The 23,014-nt window shown below is 65.9% G+C and carries 22 protein-coding genes; 11 read left to right on the top strand and 11 right to left on the bottom strand.

Features of this window, described 5'->3' with window-relative positions:
• Positions 1-15 precede the first annotated feature (15 nt).
• The 4 genes from P3L18_RS20580 to P3L18_RS20565 form a co-directional block, all read right to left on the bottom strand.
• Positions 16-1,260, bottom strand: coding sequence for a glycosyltransferase family 4 protein (locus P3L18_RS20580; RefSeq protein WP_276115087.1), 1,245 nt, complete (start codon positions 1,258-1,260; stop codon positions 16-18).
• On the bottom strand, positions 1,257-1,859 hold the full coding sequence (locus tag P3L18_RS20575) for a DapH/DapD/GlmU-related protein (RefSeq protein ID WP_006370753.1): 603 nt from the start codon (positions 1,857-1,859) through the stop codon (positions 1,257-1,259). The genes P3L18_RS20580 and P3L18_RS20575 overlap by 4 nt, the downstream gene beginning before the upstream one ends.
• Positions 1,860-1,870: 11 nt before the next feature.
• Complete coding sequence (locus tag P3L18_RS20570; protein WP_276115086.1) at positions 1,871-3,313, bottom strand: endo-1,3-alpha-glucanase family glycosylhydrolase; 1,443 nt, start codon at positions 3,311-3,313, stop codon at positions 1,871-1,873.
• 80 nt (positions 3,314-3,393) lie between these two features.
• On the bottom strand, positions 3,394-4,275 hold the full coding sequence (locus P3L18_RS20565) for a glycosyltransferase (protein ID WP_276115085.1): 882 nt from the start codon (positions 4,273-4,275) through the stop codon (positions 3,394-3,396).
• A 205-nt stretch (positions 4,276-4,480) separates the two neighbouring features.
• Between P3L18_RS20565 and gmd the strand changes: the two genes are divergently transcribed.
• The 4 genes from gmd to P3L18_RS20545 all read left to right on the top strand — a co-directional run bounded on the left by gmd (position 4,481) and on the right by P3L18_RS20545 (position 8,123).
• A complete protein-coding gene (gene gmd, locus P3L18_RS20560; RefSeq protein ID WP_276115084.1) occupies positions 4,481-5,506 on the top strand; it encodes a GDP-mannose 4,6-dehydratase in 1,026 nt (341 codons plus the stop codon).
• 4 nt (positions 5,507-5,510) lie between these two features.
• Positions 5,511-6,476 carry a GDP-L-fucose synthase gene (locus P3L18_RS20555; protein ID WP_276115083.1) on the top strand — a complete coding sequence of 322 codons (966 nt, stop codon included), beginning with the start codon at positions 5,511-5,513 and terminating at the stop codon, positions 6,474-6,476.
• A gap of 77 nt (positions 6,477-6,553) precedes the next feature.
• Positions 6,554-7,114 carry a YdcF family protein gene (locus P3L18_RS20550; protein WP_006371040.1) on the top strand — a complete coding sequence of 187 codons (561 nt, stop codon included), beginning with the start codon at positions 6,554-6,556 and terminating at the stop codon, positions 7,112-7,114.
• Positions 7,115-7,289: 175 nt separating this feature from the next.
• Entirely contained in the window at positions 7,290-8,123 is an 834-nt protein-coding gene (locus P3L18_RS20545) for a class I SAM-dependent methyltransferase (RefSeq protein ID WP_276115082.1), read from the top strand.
• 11 nt (positions 8,124-8,134) lie between these two features.
• Here P3L18_RS20545 and P3L18_RS20540 read toward each other — a convergent pair whose 3' ends face one another.
• Both P3L18_RS20540 and P3L18_RS20535 read right to left on the bottom strand, forming a co-directional pair.
• Positions 8,135-9,886 carry a hypothetical protein gene (locus P3L18_RS20540; RefSeq protein ID WP_276115081.1) on the bottom strand — a complete coding sequence of 584 codons (1,752 nt, stop codon included), beginning with the start codon at positions 9,884-9,886 and terminating at the stop codon, positions 8,135-8,137.
• Positions 9,887-9,915: 29 nt separating this feature from the next.
• Entirely contained in the window at positions 9,916-10,977 is a 1,062-nt protein-coding gene (locus tag P3L18_RS20535) for an LLM class F420-dependent oxidoreductase (RefSeq protein WP_035728334.1), read from the bottom strand.
• Positions 10,978-11,191: 214 nt separating this feature from the next.
• Here P3L18_RS20535 and P3L18_RS20530 point away from each other — a divergent pair, with 214 nt between their 5' ends.
• From P3L18_RS20530 to menE, 5 genes are all read left to right on the top strand, one after another.
• Positions 11,192-12,412 (top strand): inorganic phosphate transporter, encoded by a 1,221-nt coding sequence (locus tag P3L18_RS20530; protein WP_006371046.1) that lies wholly within the window; start codon positions 11,192-11,194, stop codon positions 12,410-12,412.
• 23 nt (positions 12,413-12,435) lie between these two features.
• Positions 12,436-12,720: a hypothetical protein gene (locus P3L18_RS20525; RefSeq protein ID WP_006371047.1), complete on the top strand. Its 285-nt coding sequence runs from the start codon at positions 12,436-12,438 to the stop codon at positions 12,718-12,720.
• 37 nt (positions 12,721-12,757) lie between these two features.
• Positions 12,758-13,066 (top strand): DUF3349 domain-containing protein, encoded by a 309-nt coding sequence (locus P3L18_RS20520; RefSeq protein ID WP_014359093.1) that lies wholly within the window; start codon positions 12,758-12,760, stop codon positions 13,064-13,066.
• A gap of 151 nt (positions 13,067-13,217) precedes the next feature.
• A complete protein-coding gene (locus tag P3L18_RS20515) occupies positions 13,218-13,700 on the top strand; it encodes a DUF3349 domain-containing protein (RefSeq protein ID WP_276115080.1) in 483 nt (160 codons plus the stop codon).
• Positions 13,701-13,735: 35 nt separating this feature from the next.
• Entirely contained in the window at positions 13,736-14,875 is a 1,140-nt protein-coding gene (gene menE, locus P3L18_RS20510; RefSeq protein ID WP_276115124.1) for an o-succinylbenzoate--CoA ligase, read from the top strand.
• Between the two features lie 30 nt (positions 14,876-14,905).
• Here menE and P3L18_RS20505 read toward each other — a convergent pair whose 3' ends face one another.
• The 4 genes from P3L18_RS20505 to P3L18_RS20490 are packed head-to-tail and all read right to left on the bottom strand — an operon-like array spanning position 14,906 to position 19,006.
• Positions 14,906-15,304 (bottom strand): holo-ACP synthase, encoded by a 399-nt coding sequence (locus tag P3L18_RS20505; protein ID WP_276115079.1) that lies wholly within the window; start codon positions 15,302-15,304, stop codon positions 14,906-14,908.
• Positions 15,301-17,799: a glycoside hydrolase family 2 protein gene (locus tag P3L18_RS20500; protein WP_276115078.1), complete on the bottom strand. Its 2,499-nt coding sequence runs from the start codon at positions 17,797-17,799 to the stop codon at positions 15,301-15,303. Before P3L18_RS20500 ends, P3L18_RS20505 begins: the two co-directional genes overlap by 4 nt.
• Positions 17,799-18,764, bottom strand: coding sequence for a DUF1839 family protein (locus P3L18_RS20495; protein ID WP_276115077.1), 966 nt, complete (start codon positions 18,762-18,764; stop codon positions 17,799-17,801). Before P3L18_RS20495 ends, P3L18_RS20500 begins: the two co-directional genes overlap by 1 nt.
• The gene (locus P3L18_RS20490) at positions 18,761-19,006 is read right to left on the bottom strand and encodes an acyl carrier protein (protein ID WP_006371054.1); all 246 of its coding nucleotides are present in this window, start codon (positions 19,004-19,006) and stop codon (positions 18,761-18,763) included. Before P3L18_RS20490 ends, P3L18_RS20495 begins: the two co-directional genes overlap by 4 nt.
• A 279-nt stretch (positions 19,007-19,285) precedes the next feature.
• Here P3L18_RS20490 and P3L18_RS20485 point away from each other — a divergent pair, with 279 nt between their 5' ends.
• Both P3L18_RS20485 and P3L18_RS20480 read left to right on the top strand, forming a co-directional pair.
• Positions 19,286-20,428, top strand: a complete 1,143-nt coding sequence (locus P3L18_RS20485; protein ID WP_271355051.1) for an acyl-CoA dehydrogenase family protein — start codon at positions 19,286-19,288, stop codon at positions 20,426-20,428.
• A gap of 93 nt (positions 20,429-20,521) precedes the next feature.
• Positions 20,522-21,457, top strand: coding sequence for an amino acid--[acyl-carrier-protein] ligase (locus P3L18_RS20480; RefSeq protein ID WP_271355050.1), 936 nt, complete (start codon positions 20,522-20,524; stop codon positions 21,455-21,457).
• Here P3L18_RS20480 and P3L18_RS20475 read toward each other — a convergent pair.
• Positions 21,447-22,880: an alpha/beta hydrolase family protein gene (locus tag P3L18_RS20475; protein WP_276115076.1), complete on the bottom strand. Its 1,434-nt coding sequence runs from the start codon at positions 22,878-22,880 to the stop codon at positions 21,447-21,449. The genes P3L18_RS20480 and P3L18_RS20475 overlap by 11 nt on opposite strands.
• Positions 22,881-23,014: the final 134 nt, after the last annotated feature.

Raw genomic sequence — 23,014 nt, 5'->3', positions numbered from 1 at the left:
ATATGAGAAATAGGGTCAACGATCGCGCATCGACCGATTCAAGATATCAGCGATGGCGGTCAATGCCGGCTCGGAACCGAGATGCCGAATTCGGTGTTGCGCGCCGTGTCGCACGAGTTCACGCCCACGTTCTTCATCGGCGACGAGTTCCTCGATCGCATCGACGAGAGCCTTCGGTTCACCTGGTGCAACCACCACACCCCCGTTGGCGCGGTTGACTTCCTGCGCCGTCAGGCCGGTCGAATCCACGCAGCACACCACCGGGGTGGACGTCGACCAGTAGGTGGTGAGCTTGCTGGGAATCGACATTTCCCGGACCCCGAGACGCTCATTGACGATCAGGATGTCGGCCGCATCGAGAAACGGGATCACCTGTTCACGTGGAAGCGGATCGATGAAATGCAGATTCGGAAGTCCCTCGGCGATCTTCTCCAGATCCGGACGTGCATTTCCGTCACCGAGCAGGACGAAGCGGATGCGGCTGCCGTTCTCGTGGGCCACGCGCGCGGCCTCTACGACGTTCTCGAGCCCCTGCTTCACACCGATGTTGCCCGCATGGACGGCCACCGCCCACTCAGGCGGTGCACCGACGAGTTCGCGAATCAGCTCCTCACCCAACGGATTCGCCTCGAGCGCGGCCGACGCGTCGAAGTGCGACCAATTGGCCACCACGTCAACCGGGGTGCGGTCGCCGACCACCTCGCCGATCGAGGACGCAAACCCGGTGTGCGGCACGATGATGTGGTTCACGTGTCGATAGAGGAACCGTTCGAGCCTGCTGATCACCGCGGTGATCCGACGCGAGTTGCCCAGCGCCTCCTCCGAGCCGCGGCTGTAGATGTCCTGTACCCACAACACCACCGGAATCCGGCCGGGCAGGGCCCGCAGGACCACCGCCAGCGATCCCAACAGCGACGGGCTGGCCGCGACGTACACGTCGGCGCCCGACACGAACGGCACCTGCACCGCGTAGGTGGCCTCCATGATCATCCGCCCCATCGTGCGCGGGGACCGGGGGATGACATGCCATCGCCGGCGCACCCGCAGGTGGTCGGCCTCCACCGATTCCGTCGTCGGGTACCGCTTCCACTGCGGGTAGTGGGGCAACCCGGCGATCACCTCGACCTCATACCCGTTGGCGGCCAACCACTCGGCCAACCCGGCTGTGTAGGGCGCACTTCCGCTGGGTTCGGGTGCATAGTTCAGTCCGAACACCTTGACCGTCGGCCGGTCCGATGGGCGTGCTCTGCGTCGTCTCACTGGTGTGTGTCCTCGCTGTGTTCCGGACGGTGTTGTCCGAGAAGTCCATTCCCTCCGGGGGCGGCGCCTGCGCCCGTGGCCCGCAGGGTCCCCTCGCCGACGTCGGAGGTGACCAGTGTCGCGGCACCCACGACCGACCGATCGGCCAGCCGTACCCCGCGCAGGATTGTCGCGCGGGCCGCCACCCACACGCCGTCCCCGATGTGTATCGGCGCGTTGTCGTAGGAGAAGCGCGGGGAGCGCCGGTCGTGACTTCCCGTGCACAGCAACACATCCTGGGAGATGCACGTGTTGTCGCCGATGGTCACCGGCTCCAGATTCAGAATCCAGACGCCCTCGCCGATCCAGCAGTCGCTGCCGATCGTCAACTTCCACGGCCAGTGGATCTTGACCTCGTGGCGCACCAGGGTGCGGTCCCCGATCCGCGCGCCGAAAGCCCTCAACACCGCAATACGGAATCGGTTGGGGCACCACCATTTACGCAGCACCGCACCGGACACGGCGAGCCATGCGATCTGCTTGGGGATCGATCCGCCCTTGTCGTAGCCGTCCTTGCGGAAGTCACGGAGGTAGAAGCGACTCTCACTGGGAATATCCATGTTCCGTTCCCTTACTGCCTGCTGCTCGACGAGAAATAGTAGGTGAGGTCTTGCGTCGTCGGCGCCGCGTTCACCTCGTGCGCACTCGCCACCTCGGCGATGGACTTTCCGTCGACGAGGAGTTCCGCCGAGATCGGCCCGGTCCCCAGCGGCACCTGGAAGGACCGGATACCGGCATCGGCTTTGTACTCGTATGTCCGTGCGCCCACGTGAATTCGCACCACGCCCGGACCGGCGAGGAATCCGACCACCTCGACCTGGTCGACCGGGGCATCCCCGGGTTGCGCGACGGCGAGCGCGGTCTGCCGGCTCGGCTTGGCGTTCACGAACTGGCTTCGGTTGGCGAGATAGAGGACGTTGCGCACGATCATCGGCTGATGTCCGGTCTTGTACCAGGTCAGGTAGTAGGACGAGATGTCCAGGGGGACGTGATCGTTGCCCAGCGACGGTGCGAACTGGGTGTTCTCCGAATAGTCGTTCCAGGTCACCATCTGCACCGCGTCGGCCTGCTCGGCGATCGCTCCTTGCCAGGTCGCCATCAGATTGGCCAAACCGCCTGCCTCCCAGAAGGATTGCGCATACGGACGATAGCTCTGCACGGTCACCGCTTCGGTGTAGGCCTTGCCGCGGGACCGCGCGTCATCGGCGATCTCACGCATGCCCTCGAGACTGTTGGTACTCGGCGACCACCATCCCCACCGCGACAGCCCGTAGCTGAAGGGCGCGAAGTCGTCGACGTTCTGTCCGAAATTCTCGACGAAGGTGGGCACCAGGGCGACATCGATGCCGTGATCGGCCTTCATCACGTCGACGAAGGTCTTCCACCACTGCGCGCCCTCTCGTTCGGGTGCCACCGGTGCCACCACGAGCCTGCCGTCGGCCAGGTGATAGATCGGTGCTCGCCGGGCGACCCCGGCAAGGGCATCGGCCAGCCGCTGCGGGGATCGGCCGATGTCGTCGGAGGCCCCATCGGGGGTCAGAACCAGGTCGAAGGCGGGATCGACGGCCTCGGTCGCCGACAGCAGATTGAGGAATCTGCCCCACTGAGGTCCGTCGAGATCGAGCAGATCGACGGTGAACCCGTCGAGGCCGGCCGACTTCGCCTGACGGACCTCGGTGCGGTAGTCCAGATTCATCCAGTTCGGGTCCGAAATCGGCGACCGGGGAACCGGCCGGTCCCGCAGCATCCCGCCGTATGCCTGATGAATGCCCGACTCACCCGACGGCGACAGGAATTGGGTGGCGTAGTTGTCCTGCGAGCTCGGTGCGTTGTCGAAGCTGATCGGATAGGGGGAGAAATAGTGGGCAAACACTTTCTTCTCGCTCGCCCGCAATACCGCCGACGCGGGCAGGTCGAACGGAAGCGGCACACTCTCGGTGCCGACGGTGAGAACGGGCGACGACGACGCCGAATCCCCCGAGTCGCCGTCGGATGATCCACCACAACCGGACATCACCACAATCATCACGAATATCGAGACAACTGCACCGGAAATGGATATAAACGATTTGGTGACACCCGCGTGCATTCTGGTCACTTCCGAAACTCCGCCGCTCGTTCGGGAGTCACCTGACGCCGCGCGATGTCGGCGAGCCCGATCAGGTTCCCGCGCATACGCGCACGGCGCGAGTCGCACCGGATGGCGGCCATCGACAGCATCAGGTTCTTGGCCATCGGCCGGGTCACCAACGCGAGAGCCTCGAGGTACGAAATCGACCGTTTGCCTGCCAGATACACGGGATTGACCACCTGGCTGTAGCCGAGGCGCAGCCCGTGCATCCGACCACCGCTGGTCACACCGCGGTGCACCACAGCGGCGTCGGTCACCGACATCAGGTCACCGAGTCGTCCGATGCGACGCGAGAAGTCCAGGTCTTCCAACCAGCCGTACAAGGGCAGTCGCTCGTCGAACCTGTGCTCGTCGAGCACTTCTCGGCGCACGACGAAATTACATCCGTAGAGTTCCGAACACGGGGTCGCCGCGGAATCAGGGGTGCGGAAGCCGTCCAGAATCGTCCTCGCCTCTCTTGCATCACACGGACGACCTGTCACTACGCCGTCATAGAGGACCTGACCCGTGACGCCGACGACGTCGGGGCGCTGATGGAAAGTCGTCATCGCCGCACTGAGGTAGTCCCGATGAGGTATCGCGTCGTCGTCGAAAAACGCTACATAGCGCACCGATTCGTCAAGGGCGTCGATTCCGCTGTTGCGCTGCGCCGGCAACCCGCGCCGCCCGACCACGAGGTCGACGGTGTCGAGAACACCCGACCCGGTCGGAACGCTGGCCTCGTCGGGCACCGACACCACCAGCTGACAGGTCTCGTCGACGACATCACCGAGGGCCTCGAGCGTCTCTGCGAGAACGGTGGGACGACCAGCCGACGCCACGATCACACCAAACGTGTGCAGCATATGTTGGGCCCCTCGAGACTTGCGCCGACAAGGTGGCCGGGCGCGGCGATTCAGCAATTCCTTCCGTGCGATCATGAAGCACGTTAGTGATTCACACCAATCCGGACGAGAACTCTCAGGTCCAACGGCTTAAGATGTTCGCGCGGGGAGTTGTTGTCGAACGTCACTCTAGACATCATCGTCTACTTATTGAAGGACTGACCCATTGAAAAAAGCGCTCATCACCGGGATCACCGGGCAGGACGGGTCATATTTGGCCGAATTGCTGCTCAACAAAGGCTATGAGGTTCACGGCCTGATCCGCCGAGCTTCGACGTTCAACACCTCTCGCGTGGATCATCTGTACGTCGATCCGCACGAACCCGGCGCCCGTTTGTTCCTGCATTACGGGGACCTGAGCGACGGCGCACGACTGGTCACCCTCGTCGCCTCCATCGACCCCGACGAGGTGTACAACCTCGCCGCCCAGTCGCATGTCAGGGTGAGTTTCGACGAACCCGAGCACACCGGTGACACCACGGGAATCGGGTCGATCCGCCTTCTCGAAGCAGTGCGCCTGGCTGGTGTGAAATGTCGCTTCTACCAGGCATCGAGTTCGGAGATGTTCGGTGCGACCCCGCCACCGCAGAATGAGGAGACGCCTTTTTATCCGCGCTCCCCGTACGGCGCGGCCAAGGTGTATTCCTACTGGGTCACCCGCAACTACCGCGAGGCCTACGACATGTACGCGGTGAACGGAATCCTGTTCAATCACGAGTCCCCTCGCCGCGGTGAGACCTTCGTCACTCGCAAGATCACCCGCGCGGCGGCACGTATCAAGGCCGGCCTTGAGCAATACCTCTACATGGGAAATCTCGACGCGATCCGCGACTGGGGATACGCCCCGGAGTACGTCGAGGGCATGTGGCGGATGCTGCAGGTCGATGAACCGCAGGACTACGTGTTGGCCACCGGCGGCAACTACACGGTGCGGGACTTCCTGCAGACGGCCTTCGAGCACGCCGGCCTCGACTGGGAGCAGCACGTGCGATTCGACGAACGCTATCTGCGTCCCACCGAGGTCGACGCACTGGTCGGTGACGCGTCCAAAGCCGACCGTGTCCTCGGATGGCGCCCGACCGTCCACACCCCCGACCTCGCCCGGATCATGGTCGACGCCGACATCGCGGCACTCGAATGCGAGGGCAAACCATGGATCGACAAGCCGGTCCTCGCGAGCTGGGGAAGCTGAATCGATGGGCGAGCAGAGTATCGGACCCCTCGACCGCAACGCGAAGACCTACATCGCAGGACACCGGGGTCTCGTGGGGTCGGCGATCTGGCGGCTGTTCGAGAAGGCGGGATTCTCCGACCTGATCGGCGCGACGCACGACGAACTGGAACTCACCGATCGCGCCGCGGTGTTCGATTTCTTCGACCGGCACCAGCCGCAGACGGTCATCCTCGCCGCGGCACGAGTCGGCGGCATCCTGGCCAACAGCACCTACCCGGTCGAGTTCCTCTCGGAGAACCTGCAGGTCCAGACCAGTGTGCTGGACGCCGCGGTGGCCCAACGCACGCCCCGGCTGCTGTTCCTCGGTTCCTCGTGCATCTACCCCAAGTTCGCCGAGCAACCCATTCGTGAGGACGCCCTGCTGACCGGGGCGCTCGAGCCGACCAATGATGCGTATGCGATCGCCAAGATCGCCGGCATCCTGCACATCCAGGCGGCCCGCCGCGAGTACGGACTGCCGTGGATCTCGGCGATGCCCACCAATCTCTATGGTCCCGGTGACAACTTCTCCCCGACCGGTTCCCACGTGCTGCCCGCGTTGATCCGTCGTTACGAGGACGCGCGACTGGCCGGGACGCCGAGCGTGACGAACTGGGGCAGCGGCACTCCGCGCCGAGAATTCCTCCATGTGGACGATATGGCCTCGGCCTGTCTGCATCTGCTCGATCACTTCGACGGGCCCCAGCAGGTCAACGTCGGAACCGGCGTCGATCACACCCTGCGCGAGATCGCCGGGTTCGTCGCCGACGCCGTCGGGTACACGGGCGAGACCGAGTGGGACACGTCGAAACCCGACGGGACACCGCGCAAACTCCTCGACGTGAGCACCCTGCGCGCGAGTGGATGGTCCCCGCAGATCGAGTTGGCAGACGGGATCGCGGATACGGTGCAGTGGTATCGCGACAACATCACCTCGCTGCGTACGTGAGCCCGGACGCACCGACTCCCGATCAACCCCCCGCCAAGCGGAGGCGACTGGCGCGCCTGAGACGCCGACGAGTCGTCGTGCCCACGGTGCTCGTCGTCCTCGTGCTGCTCGCGAGTTATCTGATCGTCGGCCACCAACTCTTCGACCGAGACCACGGCGATCAGCTGCGTCACGCCGACGCGATCGTCGTCCTCGGCGGAGAGCACGACGGTCGCGAACAGTACGGGATCGATCTCGCGCGGCAGGGCTACGCCGACACCGTCTTGCTGTCCAACCCGTACGACAGCAGCTGGCCCAATTACGACCGCGACAAAACGATGATGCAGCACTACTGCGACTCGAGCACGGCGAAGATCAAGGTCATCTGCTTCGTCCCGAACCCCTCGACCACCCGCGGCGAGGCCATGTACGTCCAGGACATGGCCAAGAAATACGGGTGGCACACCGTGATCGTGGTGAGCTGGCGTTTTCACCTCGTCCGTGCGCGCTACATCTTCGGTCAGTGTTTCTCCGGAGACGTCGTGATGCACAGTGTGCCGCGCGTCTATCCCTCGGGTCCGGTGGACTGGTTCACGGTGTATCCGTACCAGTACATCGCGCTGGCCAAGGCGTGGGTGCTCGGCTGCAACGACGGGTGACCGCTCCTCCAGCAACCACCCTTCTCACGCAAATACGTTGACACACAGCAAATCAACAGTGAGACCGAACGACCTTCGCAGGACTTCTGTACGGCGACAGCCCGATTCCGAGGCGTATCCTGGCGCAGGGGATTCAGTCGGTCGGCGAGCCGACAACACGGCTCTGCGAGGACACATGGACATTGCGCAACACAATCGGGGGGCGTTCTCCGCGGCGCGCATCGTCGGCGACTACGGCGCCCAATTCGTCAGCGCGACCGGGTTTCTCGACGCCGGTGAACGCGCGGCATTGCTGTGGGTCGCCGAGGTCTGCCGCGTACGTCCCATTCTCGACGTCGGCGTCGGCGCCGGTCGCACGACCGGGATGCTGCGCCTGTTGAGCGATCGCTACCTCGCCGTCGACTATTCGTCGGCGATGCTCGATGAGTTCCGCACGCACCATCCGGGATTCGAGGCGGAATGCCTCGACGCCCGGGACCTGACCGCGCTGTCGGGCCGCGATTTCGGCTTGATCATGTTCAGCAACAACGGCATCGACAGCCTTGCGCACGACGACCGGATAGTGGCACTCGCGCAATTCGCCGACCATCTCGAGCACGACGGGCGGATCGTCTTCTCCACCCTGAACCGGTACGGCCCGTCGTTCGGAGAGCATCCCGGGCAACTGCATCGCCCCACCCGCCCCATCGATCGATCACCACGTGCCATCGCCACCGCGGTGGCTCGTCGGGTCCTGCGGCCGAGTTCACTCGTTCGGGCCATCCGCAACTGGCGTGCGGCCGACGCCGCGAGAACCGACAACGGACAATGGGCGATCGGCCCGCTCGCCGCCCACGACTACGGGCTGATCGTGCACTTCACCACTCTCGACGACATCACCGCGTCACTCACGGCCGCCGGTCTGCGCGCCGAGGCCATCTTCGCGACCGACGGACGCCTCCTCCACGCGGGTGACGAGACCACCGGGGTCGACAATTTCACCGTTGTCGCCGCCCACCTGGACGGCTGACACGCACAGCGTCAGGACGTCAGATCGAGCGCGTCCAGACACGCCTGTTTGGCAGCCGCCCGCAGCCTCGCGTTGTAGGCGGAGTGGTCACCCTCCGACGACCGGGTGATCCGAACCTGCGCTCGACCGGTGGCCAGTGCCCGCGGACCACCGAGCGAATCGAAGTACGCATAGTCCTCGGGGCCGAGTACCAGTGCGAGCTGCGCGCCGTGCGCCCAGAGCGAGGCGCACAACGCCTCGGGCATCTGGAGAATCGGCGCCCGGCCGATCGTGTCGTGCCATCGTCGGGGCGTCAGTCGGCGAATCGTGGGAGTGGCGTACTCGCCGACGAGTTGGATCAGCCGCCGACGGGCCCGACTACCAAACGTGTTGAACTCCAGTGCGCGCGGACTGTAGGTGATGCCCGGACGAAGCCGCCACATCAGCGGGTTGACCAGGACTGCAGTCGGTGACACGTTCTGGCCCAACACTTCTCGCGTGTGCAGCGCCGCATGCGCCGACATCCACGACCCCACGCAGATACCGGTGTGTACGACCTGTGCCCCGGCGGGAAGCCGCAGCGACTCCATGATCTGCACTCCGCGGGCCACATAGCCGTCGGTGTAGAGGTCGATGTAGACGTCCTCCTTGCGAGCGCGACCCGACTCACCCACCCCGACACGGTCGAAGCGCAGCATCCGCCCGCCACGGCTTGCGACATCCAGGGACAGTTCGGCCCACAGGCGGGCGGGTCCGATACGACTGTCATGCCCGATCGAGTGGCTGATCACCACCTTGTCGGCGGCGTCGTGATGGCCGGCGATCGCGGTGTCCCACACCACCGCACCGCTCGGGGCGGTGTAGACCCGCGTCTCGATCGGCCGGCCGTCCACGGTGTGCGCGACGATCGCCTGCGGTTGCGTATCCACGGTGACCGCACGGGGCGCGGCGTCGGCATATCGCTGGTCGAACCACTCGACGATCTGGTCGAGTTCCTCGGGGATCGAGACGTAGGACGGATTCATCGGCTCGAGGAAATATGTCGGGTCGCCGCAGGATTCGACAGGCGTGCCGGCGTCGGTGAGCGCGGTGGCCACCGCGCCGGTCCGATCGGTCTCGCGGAGGAAGGCGACGGTCGTCCCGGCCGGACGTGCGGTCACCGGCTCGGTCCGCAGTCGCATCGCCGACAGTTGCGCCGCCGCTTCGGCATGCAGGGTTTGGCCTGCCAGGTTCACCAGATCGCGGTCGGGATCCTCGGCGACGTCGGCGACCGATGCGTCGGCGTCGGCCGAACTGATGACCGTGTACAGCGCCTTCTGGGCGCGGACGAACTGCCTACCCTTGGCCACCGGATCCCACAGCACCAACGTGTCGAGATCCGCGACCAGCTCGGCGTCCTGCGTGATGAGCAGTGCGCCGGCTCGGAGCCCGATCACCCCGACGTCGGGGACACCGAATTCCCGGACCGTGTCCACCGCGGTCCGGATGCTCGCCATCCATCGGTCGACCGCATGCGGATCCTGTTGCGGTCCGGCCGATTCTCCGGTGTTCGCATAGTCGAAGCGAAGCACCAGGAAGCCGCGGGCGGCGAGATGCTCGGCGAGATACTTCATCCCACGCGGTGTCTGAGCATGCTCCTTGCCCAGCGAGCCGCACACCACGATGCCGCCGCGCACGAGGTCGTCGGCCGGACGGGACACCACACCGAAAATCGGCGCCTGCGGATCTCCGAAATATGTTGCCGAGCTGACGATGTCCACATCAGCGCGCACTGTCGCCGTCACGAGATCCCTTTCGACCACCGCCCGGGTTGCTACCCGAGAATTTCCGACAATCCTTCCATGGTCGCCACCCGCTGCGCGTGCGTGGGCGCCAGCGGCCCCGCCAGGACCACGGTGACACCCGACTTGGCGAACGCCTCGACGCGTTCGGCCACCAGCGAGCGCGGACCGATCAGGCTCATCGCCCGCACCAGGTCGTCGGGCACCGCGGCCGCGGCCTCGGCCTTCTTGCCGTCGAGGTAGAGATCCTGGATCAGCTTGGCCTCGTCGGCGTAGCCGTAGCGCACCGCGAGGGTGTTGTAGAAGTTCTTGCCACGTGCACCCATCCCGCCGATGTAGAGAGCGGCGTGGTTGCGCACATGTTGCATCGCGACCTCGATCTGCTCGGCGTCCTCGGAGATCAGTGCGCTCGCCTGCACCACGATCCCCAACTCGCCCAGCGACGGATCGCGCTTGGCCTTGCCGGCCGCGAGCGGCTCACCGAAGGCCGCCTCGACGTACTCGGGGTGGAACAGGAACGGCTGGAACTCCTCGAAGAGCTCGGCGGCCAGCTCGGTGTTCTTCGGTCCGATCGCGGCAAGGAGCATCGGAATGCGATCACGCACAGGGTGATTGATGATCTTGAGGGCCTTGCCCAATCCGGTGCCGCCGTCTTCTTTCGTCAGCGGCAGGGTGTAGTGACGGCCCTGGTAGTCGGTCTTTTCCCGGCGCCAGATCATCCGGCAGATCTCGGCGTTCTCGCGGGCCCGGCCGACGGGGTAGTCATATTTGACGCCGTGGAAGCCCTCGATCACCTGCGGCCCCGACGCCCCGATGCCCAGGATGAACCGCCCGCCACTGATGTAATCCATTCCCGCGGCGGTCATCGCGAGATTCGACGGGGTACGCGAGAACATCGGCAGGATGCCGGTCTGCAGTTCCATCTTCTCGGTCTTGGCGGCGATGTAACCGAGCTGACTGACCGCGTCGAAGCTGTACGCCTCGGGGACGGTGACCCGGGCGACGCCGGCCTTCTCGAAGTCGGCGAGATTGTCCATCGTCTCGCGGAAATCACCGGCGTAGTTGATCGGCATGCCCAGCTTCATCGACGTCATGACGCCGAATTCTTCCACACCGCGACCCGTCCACAGAGGCCCGTGCGATCGTTCGCTCGCGCCGGCTTCGGTGTACCCGTGGGTGCAGTTGGATGAACAGTAGATGAACAACCCGACGAAGAGGGCAAACACGCAGGTCATGATGCCGATCTGCACAATGGTTGCCTGAGCGAAATTTATGCAGATCGGCACCCGCGGACGCATGATATTGCCCATGAGCGGAGAGATGCTGATTCTCGTGCTGTTGATCATCACAGCACTGGGCTTCGACTTCACCAACGGATTCCACGACACCGGCAACGCCATGGCGACCTCCATCGCCACCGGCGCACTCAAGCCCAAGGTCGCCGTCGGGTTGTCGGCGATACTGAACCTGGTGGGTGCGTTCCTCTCTGTCGAGGTCGCTGCCACCATCACCAAGAACGTCTTACACCTGCAGAGCAAGTCGGGCGGACTCGTCGGCGGCATCAGCGCCAACGAAGCCCTGTTGATCATCTTCGCCGGCCTCATCGGCGGCATCCTGTGGAACCTCTTCACCTGGCTGTTCGGCCTGCCCTCGAGCTCCAGCCACGCCCTGTTCGGCGGACTCATCGGCTCCGGTATCGCAGCCATGGGCACCAGCGGCATCGACTGGCACGGCGTGCTCTCCAAGATCATCATCCCGGCGCTGGCATCTCCGTTCATCGCGTGCGCGGTGGCCGCGGTCGGCACCTGGCTGGTCTTCAAGATCACCGCGAAAGTGCTTGTCTCACGCCAGGAAAGCGGGTTCCGCTCCGGCCAGATCGTCACCGCCTCGCTGGTCTCGCTGGCCCACGGCACCGGTGACGCACAGAAGACGATGGGTGTCATCGCCCTCGCTCTGATCTCCACCAACCACCTCGACGCCTCCTCGGTCAAGCACGGCCTGCCCATCTGGGTCGTGTTCAGCTGCGCCGCGGCGATCGCCCTCGGTACCTACCTGGGCGGCTGGCGCATCATCCGCACGCTGGGCAAGGGACTCGTCGAGATCACCTCCCCGCAGGGCATGGCCGCCGAGGCCTCGTCGGCCGCGATCATCCTGACCTCGAGCGCCGCCGGAATGGCACTGTCGACCACCCAGGTCGCCACCGGCTCGATCCTCGGTTCCGGTGTCGGCAAGAAGGGCGCGCAGGTCCGCTGGTCGGTCGCGGCCCGCATGGTCGTCGCCTGGGTCACCACGCTGCCGGCCGCCGGCATCGTCGGCGCCGTCTGCTACGGCCTGGGACATCTGCTCGGTGACGTCACCGGCGCGATCGTCATCTTCATTCTGCTGGTGGCCGCCTCGAGCTACATGTACTGGCGCGCACAGCAGAACAAGGTCGACTCCAACAACGTCAACGCCGAATGGGACGAGTCCACCAACTCGATCATCCCGGCCGACGACGCTTCCGCCGACAAGCCCGCCACCCTCGCCTGACGGCTGGGAAGGACCTCACACTCATGGACATCCTCGAAGCCATCCTCAAGGTTCTCGTCATCGGCATGATCTTCGGTGCCGGACTGCCCGCGCTCTTCGCCATCGGCATGCGGCTGCACTCGGCCGGCGCCGGTGACGCCAACGCCGACGGCACGGTCAGCGCGCCCAATCCGGCCCTGAAGGCCCTGGGCTATCTGTTCTTCGCCATCGTCGTCGCCGCGATCGTGGTCGGTCTGCTGTGGGTCACCCGCCAGACACTCTCCTACTACTTCGACTGGCAGATCTTCCCCGACTGGGCCTACAGCTGATCCTCCAGACATCTCGTCCACACCGAGAAAGGCGATCATGTCCTCTTCACTGTTCGACTCAGCCATCAACTGGATTCGCAAGGGGTATCCGGAAGGCATTCCGCCCACCGATTTCCCGCCCCTGCTCGCCCTGCTGATGCGCACCCTGTCCGAGGAAGAGGTCACCAACGTGGCACTCGTCCTGGCCAAGGAAGGCTCCTCGGATTCCCCGGTGACCCCGGAGCGCATCAAGCAGGCGATCCTCGAGGTCACCGAGGCTCAGCCGACCGATGCGGAGATCAACCAGGTGGCGGCTCGGCTGGCCGCCGTCGGCTGGCCCCTGGCCGCCTCACCGGCAACAGCCTGAGTTCGATCCAGCGCCCATGGGGCGCCGAACAACCCGGACGACCTGCTTGCCAGGAGCCGGGTTGTTCGCTGCATATCCATCAATCGGCCCACCCAGCTTGCGTCCTACAATCGGCGGAGGGTTGGGCCCGCAGACGAGAAGGGGGTGCGTGATGTCCGATCGACCGCTGGTCGCCAGGATCATCGCGTGGTTGCGCGCCGGATATCCACAGGGCGTGCCCGACCACGACTACGTACCGCTCCTGGCCATCCTCCGACGACAACTGTCCGAGGACGAGGTCGAGCATGTGTCGGGTGAACTCATCAACGAGGCGGCCCCACCACCGGAACCCATCTCGAAGATCGACGCCGGGGTCAAGATCTCCGCGGTCACCCAGGAACTCCCACACGAGGCCGACCTCGCGCGCGTGCAGCAGTACCTCGAAGAGCACGGCTTCCCCTTCGACGACTCCCCGCTGAACCCGCCCTCCCCTCCCCCCGATGGTCGAGGCGCGAGGAGCGCCAGCGACGAACCTTCTCCCGATGGTCGAGGTGCGAGGAGCGCCAGCGACGAGCCGTTCCCCGATGGTCGAGGTGCGAGGAGCGCCAGCGACGAGCCTCGAGACCCGCCCACCCCCGACGAGGACCAGCCCTGAAACCCCTCCGTCCTCTGGTACTGCGTCCTCTCCCCCTGCCGTCCGGACCGCAGGTCCTCGACCATCTCGACGACCTACGCGCCATCCTTGACGGTTCGGCGGCTTTCGCCCCGGTCCCGGAGTCCGATCGTGAGTCGCGAATCCTGCACGACGCCTTCGGAATCGGGTCCGACGTCGCCGACGATGTCTCGCTGATCATCGCCACCTCCGGGAGCACCGGCACCCCCAAGGGCTCGCAGCACACGCCCGCCACCCTCGCCGCCTCGGCCCGCGCGACCGCCGACCACCTCGGCGGCGAGGGCAATTGGCTGCTCGCGCTGCCACCGCACCACATCGCCGGACTGCAGGTGTTGTTGCGCGCGTTGGCAGCCGGGCACATCCCCGCCGTCCTCGATCTTTCGGCGGGTTTCGATCCCGACGCCTTCGCCGACGCCCTCGATCGTTTCGAGGGGCCGCGCCGCTACACCTCGCTGGTCCCCACCCAACTCGTCAAGGTCCTCGACTCGGCGCGCGCGACGGCCGCGCTCGCCGACGTCGACGCCCTGCTCGTCGGCGGCGCAGCCACTCCACAACCGTTGCTGCACAGGGCGATCGAGGCGGGTATCCCGATCGTGCGCACCTATGGGATGAGTGAGACCGCGGGCGGTTGCGTCTACGACGGTATTCCGTTGCACGGCATGCAGATCACCCTGGATGGGGCGAGCGCCGACGGCATCGGGCGCGTCGAACTCACCGGACCGATGGTCGCGCACGGCTATCGCCTGCTCCCCGACCATCCGGCCTTCGCCACGCCGGGGACCTTCCGCACCGACGATCTCGGACGTGTCGACGACGGCGTCCTACGGATCATCGGCCGCGCCGACGAGGCCATCTCCTCCGGCGGGCTCACGATCCTCCCGCAGGTCGTCGAGGCCGTCATCGTCGAGGACCCCGCGGTCGCCGAATGCGCCGTGATCGGGCTGCCCGACGCGCGTCTCGGCGAGAAGGTGGTGGCCGTCGTGGTGGAGTCCGATTCGGGTTCGGTGGACGCACAACGCCTTCGGGACGCGGTCACCGAGCGGCTCGATCGCTACGCCGCACCGCGCGAGGTGATCGTCGTGGCAGAGTTGCCCACCCGCGGCCCGGGTAAGGTTGATCGACGCACACTCCGCACCCGGTTGACGCCGCAGACGTAGCAGAAGGTTCGCCCAGGGCGTGACGTTCTGCTACGTCGGGACGGCGTCGGAGGGTGGATCACTCACGAAGCCCGCGACCATCGCCATGGCCTGGGTCGCGGTGTGCGACAACGACAACGATGCGCCGTTCCAGCCACGCTGTTCGGCGAGCCTTCCCACGCTGCCGGTGAGTTCGATCCTCGGCACCCCACCGACGCCGACGATCTCGATCTCGGTCAACGGCGTGGGGGCGTCGACGATCGTCAATGCCTTGATCACCGCTTCCTTGGCCGCGAACCGCGCCGCCAGACGTTCGGCGAACGCCGGCCCGGCACACGCCGCGATCTCCCGTTCGGTGTAGATGCGCCGCAGGTAACGGTCGCCGAACTGCGCCACCGACTCGGCGACGTCGGCGACGTCGACCAGATCGCACCCGACGGAGATCCTCATGACGCCGCAGAAGGGCCGACAGCAGTGGACGCCACGACTGCAGGGGCCACGACGGCCACGGTCTCCCGCGCATCGATCGACGAGACTGCGCCCCGGGGCCCCGACGCCTGCGGTGCCGTCCCGTCCGCCGGCGTGGCGCGGATCGTGTGGGTGTGCTCGGCGACGAGGTGAAAACAGTTGTCCGACAACACCCATCCGGGCACGTTCAGACAGACGTAGCGCAGGCTGGTCTCGGCTCGGACGTCGATCAGCCATCCGCCGGCGTCGTCGGTGCGGGCCTGCGCTCTCAACCCCGACCGGATGGGCGCGGCGAGCGGCGCCACGATCAGCGCATCGCGACGCATCACCTGCTCCCCGACGACGAACTCGACGAGTACCGCCGCGGCAACCGGCGGCCCGAACCGGTAGGCGTGTGACAAATCGGTGAAGGCACCGGTGAGGTCGGCGTCGGCTCTCGTCACCGACGACCATGGTTCGACGACGATCGCGGACTCGCCCTCGACCACCACCCGCCCCGCGTCGTCGACGGCACGCAACCGCACGATGCCGGCGAGTTCGTCTGCGGTGTCGTTGTGCAGGTCGATGCGCAGTCCGCGCTGACCGCAGTTGTCGATCGTGAGCGCCACCGGCGCCCAGACCCTGGCCAGCGCGGCGAGCGGCAGTTTCGCGGTTCCCCGGTGATCGAGCAGCCCCCACCCCGCCCCGGGGCGTAAGTCCTTGGCGTTCAACACCAGTGCCCCGGCGCATCCCGAGTCCGGGCGCCGCCAGAACCGGTAGCAGTTCACCATCGCCTCGGCGACGGCGAGCCGGCCGAGTTGCAGGTAGCGTCCGGGATCAACGCGACGGACCTGCAGCGGATCCACACCGAACATTTCACGGACGTAGAAGTCGCGAACATCCTCGAAGTCCCAGGAGGCGGTCCGGTCCCGGGGAACCCCACGTTTCCAGTCCGGGTGCTGGCCGGCGGCGCCGAGCGAACCGAAGTCCGACTCCACGGCCTCGTCGGACGCCGGGATGGCGAACGCCAGGGATTCGGCGGCGAAACGCACACCCGCGGTACGGACGTCGTCGAGCCCGTTCATGTAGCCACCGACCCCGAACCAATGGGCGATCCCGTTGTCGGAGCGAATCGCCAGCGGCGTCGGAGCCTCGGTGTCGTCGGACCACGACGACGGGCTCGCAACGACATACGGAACTCCGCTGACGCGCTCGACGACGCCGCGCAGCTTCGTCTCGATAAGCGGCAGAGATAGGGATTCGGTGGCGACGCCCATCATCTCGGGCTGCTGCAGGGTTTCGCTACCACCACTGACCACCGCGAGCGCGGGGTTGCCCGCGTGCCGGGTCAGCAGATCATCGACCTCCGCGCACACCACGTCGTCGAGATCCTCCGGCGGATCGAAGGTGGTCAGCATCGCGTCCTGCCACACGAGCATGCCGAGTTCGGCACACAACTCGTAGAACTCGGCTTGTTCGGGGGTGAAGCCACCCATCACCCGCACCATGTTCGCGCCGGCGTCGCGCAGCACGAGCAGCTGCTCGCGGATCACTTCGCGGTCGACGGTCATCGCCCGCGGGTCCGGCGGCACCCACACCGCACCACGGCAGAAGACGTCGATCCCGTTGACCGACAACCGGAAAGCACCTCCGGCACATGCGGCCCGCACGGTACGGAATCCGATGCGACGTTCGGCGGACACCCCGCCCGCGGTGATCCGTAACAGGTAGGTCGAGGGGGCACCGTAGCCGTGCGGATACCAGCGTCGGGGCTCGGCCAGCGCCACCTGACCGACCAGCTCGGCCGGAGACCCGGCACGGGCGGACAGATCACCGACCGCGACGGTGGCTCCCTCCTCGTCGAGTACCTCGGCCGTCGCCACGTCGGGGGCTTCCGCACCCGTCCACCGGGCACACATGTCGACGCGGCCGGTATCGGAGTCGACGCCGACCGAGCACAGATCCACTTGCGGCCCAGGTCGCACGACCACCGGACGCCACGCGCCGACGACCGGCGGCACCCCGCCGTAGACCGGAGCCCGTCCAATCAAAGATGTTCGCGCCCAACGCATTCCCTGCGCCGAAACCAGCGTTGAACGCCAACGTCCGCGAGGGCGTCTGCGCGACAGCCACGTGCGCAACGAACCGGACCAGATCGCGATCTCGTGGGTGCCCGCCGTCATCGGACACCGCACGGGCAGGAACATCGACTCGACGTCGGCGACGCGGACGCGGTCGACGAACACCGCGCCCGGCGGCGTCAATCCTTGGAAGTCGACGACGCCGGAGCGCTCGACGGTGACCATTGCCACCAGCCACCAGTCGGAGTCGTCGACGGTGTCGGGGTCGGCCGCTTCGAGCTCGGAACCGGCCACCAGGTGACCCACCGGACCGGGTGCGGCGATCTCCATCGACGGCAGGGTTGCGTCGTCGAGGACCGCCGGATCGGGCTCGGCGGACGGCACACCACGAACCAGCCGCCACCGTGCCTCGACCATCAGCGGCGCACGCTCGCGTCGATGATGTCCAGTGCCTGCTGCCAGTTGTCGGCCATCGTGGCCATCGTCTCGGAGACGTCGACCTTGCGTCCGCGCGCGGCACGAGCCATCTTGAACTGCACCGCCTTCGCGCTCGAGGCGACCTCCCGCAGCAACGGCGCCGCACGCTCGCCACTCTCGGCGCCGAAGTCGGGCAACCGGTCGGCGAGGTCTGCGGCGATCTCGGCGGTGGCGCCGCACTGCCGCAGCGTCGCGAACGCCCAGACATGGAACACCTCGACACCGGCGTCGGGCAGCCAGTCCACCGCGGCGGCGACCGTCTCGGTGAGCGCCTTGACCGGATTGGCGGCGGGTCGACGGTCGAGGTGGGCACGAACGATCGTCAACGCATCGACTGCAGCGTCGGCGGGGCCGATCCTGCGCACCTGCTCGACGTAGGGCAACAGCACCCATTCCGAGGTGGGGCCCAGATTGAACACGCCGACGAAGTCGTCACCCTCGAGCTGATGCACGCCACTGTTGTGTACGTAGGTCATCTGCCCTGCGGCGCGATCGACCCGCAGCGGAACGATCGTCGTCTTGACGTGGCCCGAGCGGTAGTCGGTGCCCGCAGTGTCCGGCAACCACCAGCTGTCGACCTCGACGGTGTGCAGAAGCCCCCGCGCACGGCCGCTCTCGACGGTGTCGAGGACCGGCCGCCACAGGGTCTCCTCGGCGACCTGCAGGCCGTAGAGGTCGCGGATGTCGGCGGGGTCGGGCTTGACGAAGGTCCACTGCTCGCCGTCGTGATCGGCCGAGAGCGCACACGCGTACATCGGTACCGGGTCGTGCCCGAGCGTGTGCAGGAGCTCGATCCACAGATCGAGGTAGCAGTTCGTCTCCGGCCAGATCCGGTCCCCGGAGTGGCTGGGATGCGAACCGCGATCCTCGACGACGTCGAGCAGAGTGGGTGCCTCGGCGGTCATGCCGCCTCGGCCACCAACTTGCGGACGACCGCTGCCATCGAGTCGATCGAGGTGAACGTGGCCTTCTTCAGCGTCTCGTCGGGAAACTCGACGTCGAACTCGTCCTCGAGAGCGAGCATCACGTTCACACTGGCGTGCGAGGTGAAGCCCAGGGTGAACAGGTCGTCGGCGGTTCCGAAAGAATCCGCGGCGACGGCCAATTTGCCGTGTGCCGCGAGGATTTCACGGATCTTTTCTTCCATTGTTGTGGTCCTCTGGGTTAGGGAGCGTGGCTGCGCTTCAACTGTCGATTCGGCGGACGATTACGTTACTTTCCACGCCACAGCCGAAATGTATTCCGGCAAGACCAGTGCCGAAAGTCCCCAAAAGCCTTCGTCACCTTGGCAATCGTTGCCGATGTCGCAGGTAGAAGATACACTAACCATCGCTGCGCAGTCCTACTCGCGCTGTGACAACGACCGCGACGTGGGGATTGCGGGACCGTTTTCTCATCCATAACCATTTTTCTCTGGAGTACACCCATGCCCGCGCAATCTGCCCAGCTCGACGCGTCAGCCGTGGTCAAAGCCGCTGCCCCGGCCGCCGATGATGTCGACCGGAACGCCCGATTCCCTCACGAGGCCGTCGAGGCCATGCGCGATGCGGGACTTCTGTCGTGCTCGCTGCCGACCGAACTCGGTGGTCGGTCGGCCTCGATCACCGAGCTCGCCGCCGTCGCACGCCAGATCGGCGCCGCCTGCAGTTCTGCGGCAATGATCTTCGCGATGCACCACACTCAGGCCCTTACGCTGCGGTTTCACGGTGCCCAGGGTGATATCGCCGAGCTGACGAGGCAGGTCGCCACCGACGAATCGCTCCTCGCATCGGCCACCACCGAGATCACCACCGGTGGTGACGTCCGGACGTCGACGTGCGCTGTCGAGGTCGACGGTGACCGTGCTCGCCTGGAGAAAAACGCCCCGGTGATCTCCTACGGAGAATTCGCCGATTACATCTGCACCACCGCCCGTCGCTCCCCCGACAGCCCGCCGAGCGACCAGGTTCTTGTGGTCTGTCCGAAGGACCAGACCATCCTCGAGCCCACATCTTCTTGGGACACTTTGGGATTCCGCGGCACGTGCAGCCCGGGATTCATCTTGAAAACCGAGACATCTGTCACGAATATCGTGCCGGTTGATTATGCAACCATTTCCGCGCACACCATGTTGCCCGGTTCGCACACCTTGTGGTCGTCGGTGTGGCTGGGTATTGCCGACGCCGCTATCGCCAAGACTCGCGACCAGGTGCGCGCCGCGGCCCGCAAGAGCGCCGGCACCCCGCCGCCGCAGGCACTGAAATTCGCGGATCTGCTCGTCGAGCATCAGTCGTTCGAGAGTTCGGTGACCAACGAGATCCGGCGGTACCAGACGTTTTTGGACAGCGACGAGAACGAGACGACGATCGGCTTCGCCCTGGCGATGAACAATCTCAAGATCATGGCGTCGACGCGCGTCGTCGAGGTGGTGGCCGGCGCACTGGCGATCTGCGGGATCAACGGATACCGGGAAGACCACCCGGCGTCGATGGGCCGACTGCTGCGCGACGCCTACGGGCCGGCACTGATGGTGTCCAACGAGCGTATTCGCGCCAATAACTCGCAGCTGGTCCTGGCATTGCGCAAATAGCGCACGCACAGCCATGACTTCAGCGACCATGATGGGCATTGATGCACACGGGCAGAATGCCTACGTCCCCGTAATGAAAATGGAGCACCACAGGTGAATGAACTCGACAACGCGCGTGCCGAGTTCCGCGATCGACTGATCGCGGAGGGGTTACTCATCCCGACCGGCGTCGACGGACTGTACGGCCGCAGCGGAACGTTCGAAGACATCATCGACGGAATCGACGGCGTCGTCCGGCGCACCGGCCGGTCGGTGTACGGCACCGACGGTGCGAAACGCCTGCGCTTTCCCCCGGTGTTCCCCCGGACATCCTTCGAGAAGACCGATTACATCGCGTCGTTCCCGCAGCTGACCGGTGCCATCTCGACCTTCCTCGGCGACAACAAGGAGCACCGGGCGCTGTTGGCCGACCGTGACGAGGGCCGGCCGTGGGACGGGCACCTGGCGTCCGCCGGGACCATGCTGGTGTCGGCGGCCTGTCATCCGCTCTACAACACCATCTCCGGCGAGCTCCCCGATGGCGGTTCACGCTTCGATGTGTACGGCTACTGCTTCCGGCACGAGCCCGCCATCGACCCGGCTCGCATGCAGGCCTTCCGCATGCACGAGTACGTCTACGTCGGCGACCCCGATTCTGCTGCAGCACATCGTGATTCGTGGATTCCGCGAGGCCTCGACGTGCTCACCAGCCTCGGTCTCAAGCCCGAGGCGGTACCGGCCAACGACCCGTTCTTCGGTCGTGCGGGACGCCTGCTGGCCACCAACCAGATCGAGGAGAACCTGAAGACCGAACTCGTGGTGCGCCTCTACGGCGACCTCGACGACGGCACCGCCGTCGTCTCGTGCAACTGCCACCGCGAGCATTTCGGCGAGAACTTCGCGATCCACACCGCCGACGGCGAGGTCGCCCACAGCGCCTGCGTGGGCTTCGGGATGGAACGTATCGCCTTGGCACTGTTGGCCAATCACGGCACCACGATCTCGCAGTGGCCCGCCGACGTGCTCAACGAACTCGGCCTCAGCCGGTAGTAGCCGCCACAACCGGCGTCGCCGCCGGCGCAGATGTAGCAGAAGGTGTCGCCTCGGCAGCACCTTCTGCTACATCTGCAGCTGTGGTGGGGTGCGCAGCCGGGGTCCCTGTGGGGGTCGTGGGCTCTGTGGTGGTGGGCTCTATGGTGGTGGGCTGGGCAGCCGGGGTCTCGGCAGCCGTCGTGGTGGGCTCCGACGGGGTCACCTCGACAGCCGGGGCCGCAGCGGGAGTCGGGGTGGGCTGGGACGTGGTCACCTCGGCGGCCGCCGCCTGCTGTTGCACCTGCGGCGCGATCACCCGCTGCGCCGCCGACTTCTCCGCCGCCGATTTCTGGGCCGCCGCCGCCAGATCCGCTTCGATCTGGGCGGCGTCCGATGGCTGGGTCGACGCCCAGGAGAACCAGTTGTGCCCGCCGTTGGAGTAGGTGAACTCGACCGGCAGGTCCATCCGCTGGGCGGCGGCGTTGAGGATCACCGTCGAGGTGAGCGCACCGACCTCCAGTCCGACGCCGAGTAGCTCGGTGACGAGGGCGCCGGGAATGAGGATCGGCCACAACACAAGTGGTTGTTGTTGCAGCGTTTGCCAGGCGAGTTGGAGTTCACCGACCGACGGGATGCCGTTGCCGGTGGAGATGATGATGGTCTGCCCGTTGGCCTTCGCCTCGGCGATGCGGCTCAGGACGTCGCTGTCGGCCCAGGTGTTGCCCTCGCTCAACGGGAGTCCCCACATCGCCGACAGACCGTTGTCGATGTCGGCGCGCGCGGTCTGGATGATCGGGATGAGTACCCACCCCAGCGGGTTGTTGGTCTCGTAGAAACCCGAGTACGAGCGCGCCACGGCGAACACCTCGGGGTGGTTCAGCGCGACGATGATCGCGGGCGCCCCGGACATCGACACACCGACGATCGCGTTGTCCGACGTCCCGATGTCGAAGTTCTCGTTGAGGTAGGCGGGCAGTTCCTCACCGAGGAAGGTATCCCATTGCGGTGCAGTGGTACTGCCGGTCGGCGCCGACTGCCAGTTGGTGTCCCACTCGCCCTTGCCACCGGCGGGCATCACCAGGTTGTAGCTGGTGCTGTAGGCGGCCACCGCACCCGAGGTCGGCGTCGCCCAGTTGTTGTACTCGTCGTTCGACCCCAGGCCGTCGAGGAAATACACGGCCTGCTCAGTCTGGCCCGGTGCCTGATCCGACGCCCGCACCTGTACGACGACGTTGCGACCCAACGCCTCCGAGTAGAGGGTGCAGGTCTGGATGTGTTGGGCCTCCTCGTCCGGGGTCCGCCACTCGCATCCCGGACGAAGGGTGTCCGGATCGACCGCACGCGCCTGTCCCGCCACCCCGATCAGCGCTCCGGCCGTCGAGGTCACCACCACCAGCGCGGTGACCACACGACGCCGCACACCGAATCCCCCACCACGCATGACTGAGCCTTCCGAGATCTCCCCCGACCCGGATCGACGACAACGATCTGCTCGTCATCGCAGGGAACAATACGGACAGCACGCCCTCTACGCAGCACAAACACCGACTTTGCTGTACCGATGCTCCTGGTCGC

It is taken from the genome of Gordonia sp. N1V, assembly GCF_029269935.1.
Lineage (GTDB): Bacteria > Actinomycetota > Actinomycetes > Mycobacteriales > Mycobacteriaceae > Gordonia > Gordonia polyisoprenivorans.
Note: the sequence above shows the minus strand (reverse complement) of the source record. Positions and strands in the feature narration are given on the sequence as shown.

Bases quoted from the DNA above. Each gene is read 5' to 3' on its own strand.
- P3L18_RS20575 (WP_006370753.1), bottom strand. From the start codon at position 1,859: ATGGATATTCCCAGTGAGAGTCGCTTCTACCTCCGTGACTTCCGCAAG.
- P3L18_RS20570 (WP_276115086.1), bottom strand. From the start codon at position 3,313: ATGTCCGGTTGTGGTGGATCATCCGACGGCGACTCGGGGGATTCGGCG.
- P3L18_RS20565 (WP_276115085.1), bottom strand. From the start codon at position 4,275: ATGCTGCACACGTTTGGTGTGATCGTGGCGTCGGCTGGTCGTCCCACC.
- P3L18_RS20555 (WP_276115083.1), top strand. From the start codon at position 5,511: ATGGGCGAGCAGAGTATCGGACCCCTCGACCGCAACGCGAAGACCTAC.
- P3L18_RS20545 (WP_276115082.1), top strand. From the start codon at position 7,290: ATGGACATTGCGCAACACAATCGGGGGGCGTTCTCCGCGGCGCGCATC.
- P3L18_RS20535 (WP_035728334.1), bottom strand. From the start codon at position 10,977: ATGACGTCGATGAAGCTGGGCATGCCGATCAACTACGCCGGTGATTTC.
- P3L18_RS20530 (WP_006371046.1), top strand. From the start codon at position 11,192: ATGAGCGGAGAGATGCTGATTCTCGTGCTGTTGATCATCACAGCACTG.
- P3L18_RS20525 (WP_006371047.1), top strand. From the start codon at position 12,436: ATGGACATCCTCGAAGCCATCCTCAAGGTTCTCGTCATCGGCATGATC.
- P3L18_RS20520 (WP_014359093.1), top strand. From the start codon at position 12,758: ATGTCCTCTTCACTGTTCGACTCAGCCATCAACTGGATTCGCAAGGGG.
- P3L18_RS20515 (WP_276115080.1), top strand. From the start codon at position 13,218: ATGTCCGATCGACCGCTGGTCGCCAGGATCATCGCGTGGTTGCGCGCC.
- P3L18_RS20505 (WP_276115079.1), bottom strand. From the start codon at position 15,304: ATGAGGATCTCCGTCGGGTGCGATCTGGTCGACGTCGCCGACGTCGCC.
- P3L18_RS20500 (WP_276115078.1), bottom strand. From the start codon at position 17,799: ATGGTCGAGGCACGGTGGCGGCTGGTTCGTGGTGTGCCGTCCGCCGAG.
- P3L18_RS20495 (WP_276115077.1), bottom strand. From the start codon at position 18,764: ATGACCGCCGAGGCACCCACTCTGCTCGACGTCGTCGAGGATCGCGGT.
- P3L18_RS20490 (WP_006371054.1), bottom strand. From the start codon at position 19,006: ATGGAAGAAAAGATCCGTGAAATCCTCGCGGCACACGGCAAATTGGCC.
- P3L18_RS20485 (WP_271355051.1), top strand. From the start codon at position 19,286: ATGCCCGCGCAATCTGCCCAGCTCGACGCGTCAGCCGTGGTCAAAGCC.
- P3L18_RS20475 (WP_276115076.1), bottom strand. From the start codon at position 22,880: ATGCGTGGTGGGGGATTCGGTGTGCGGCGTCGTGTGGTCACCGCGCTG.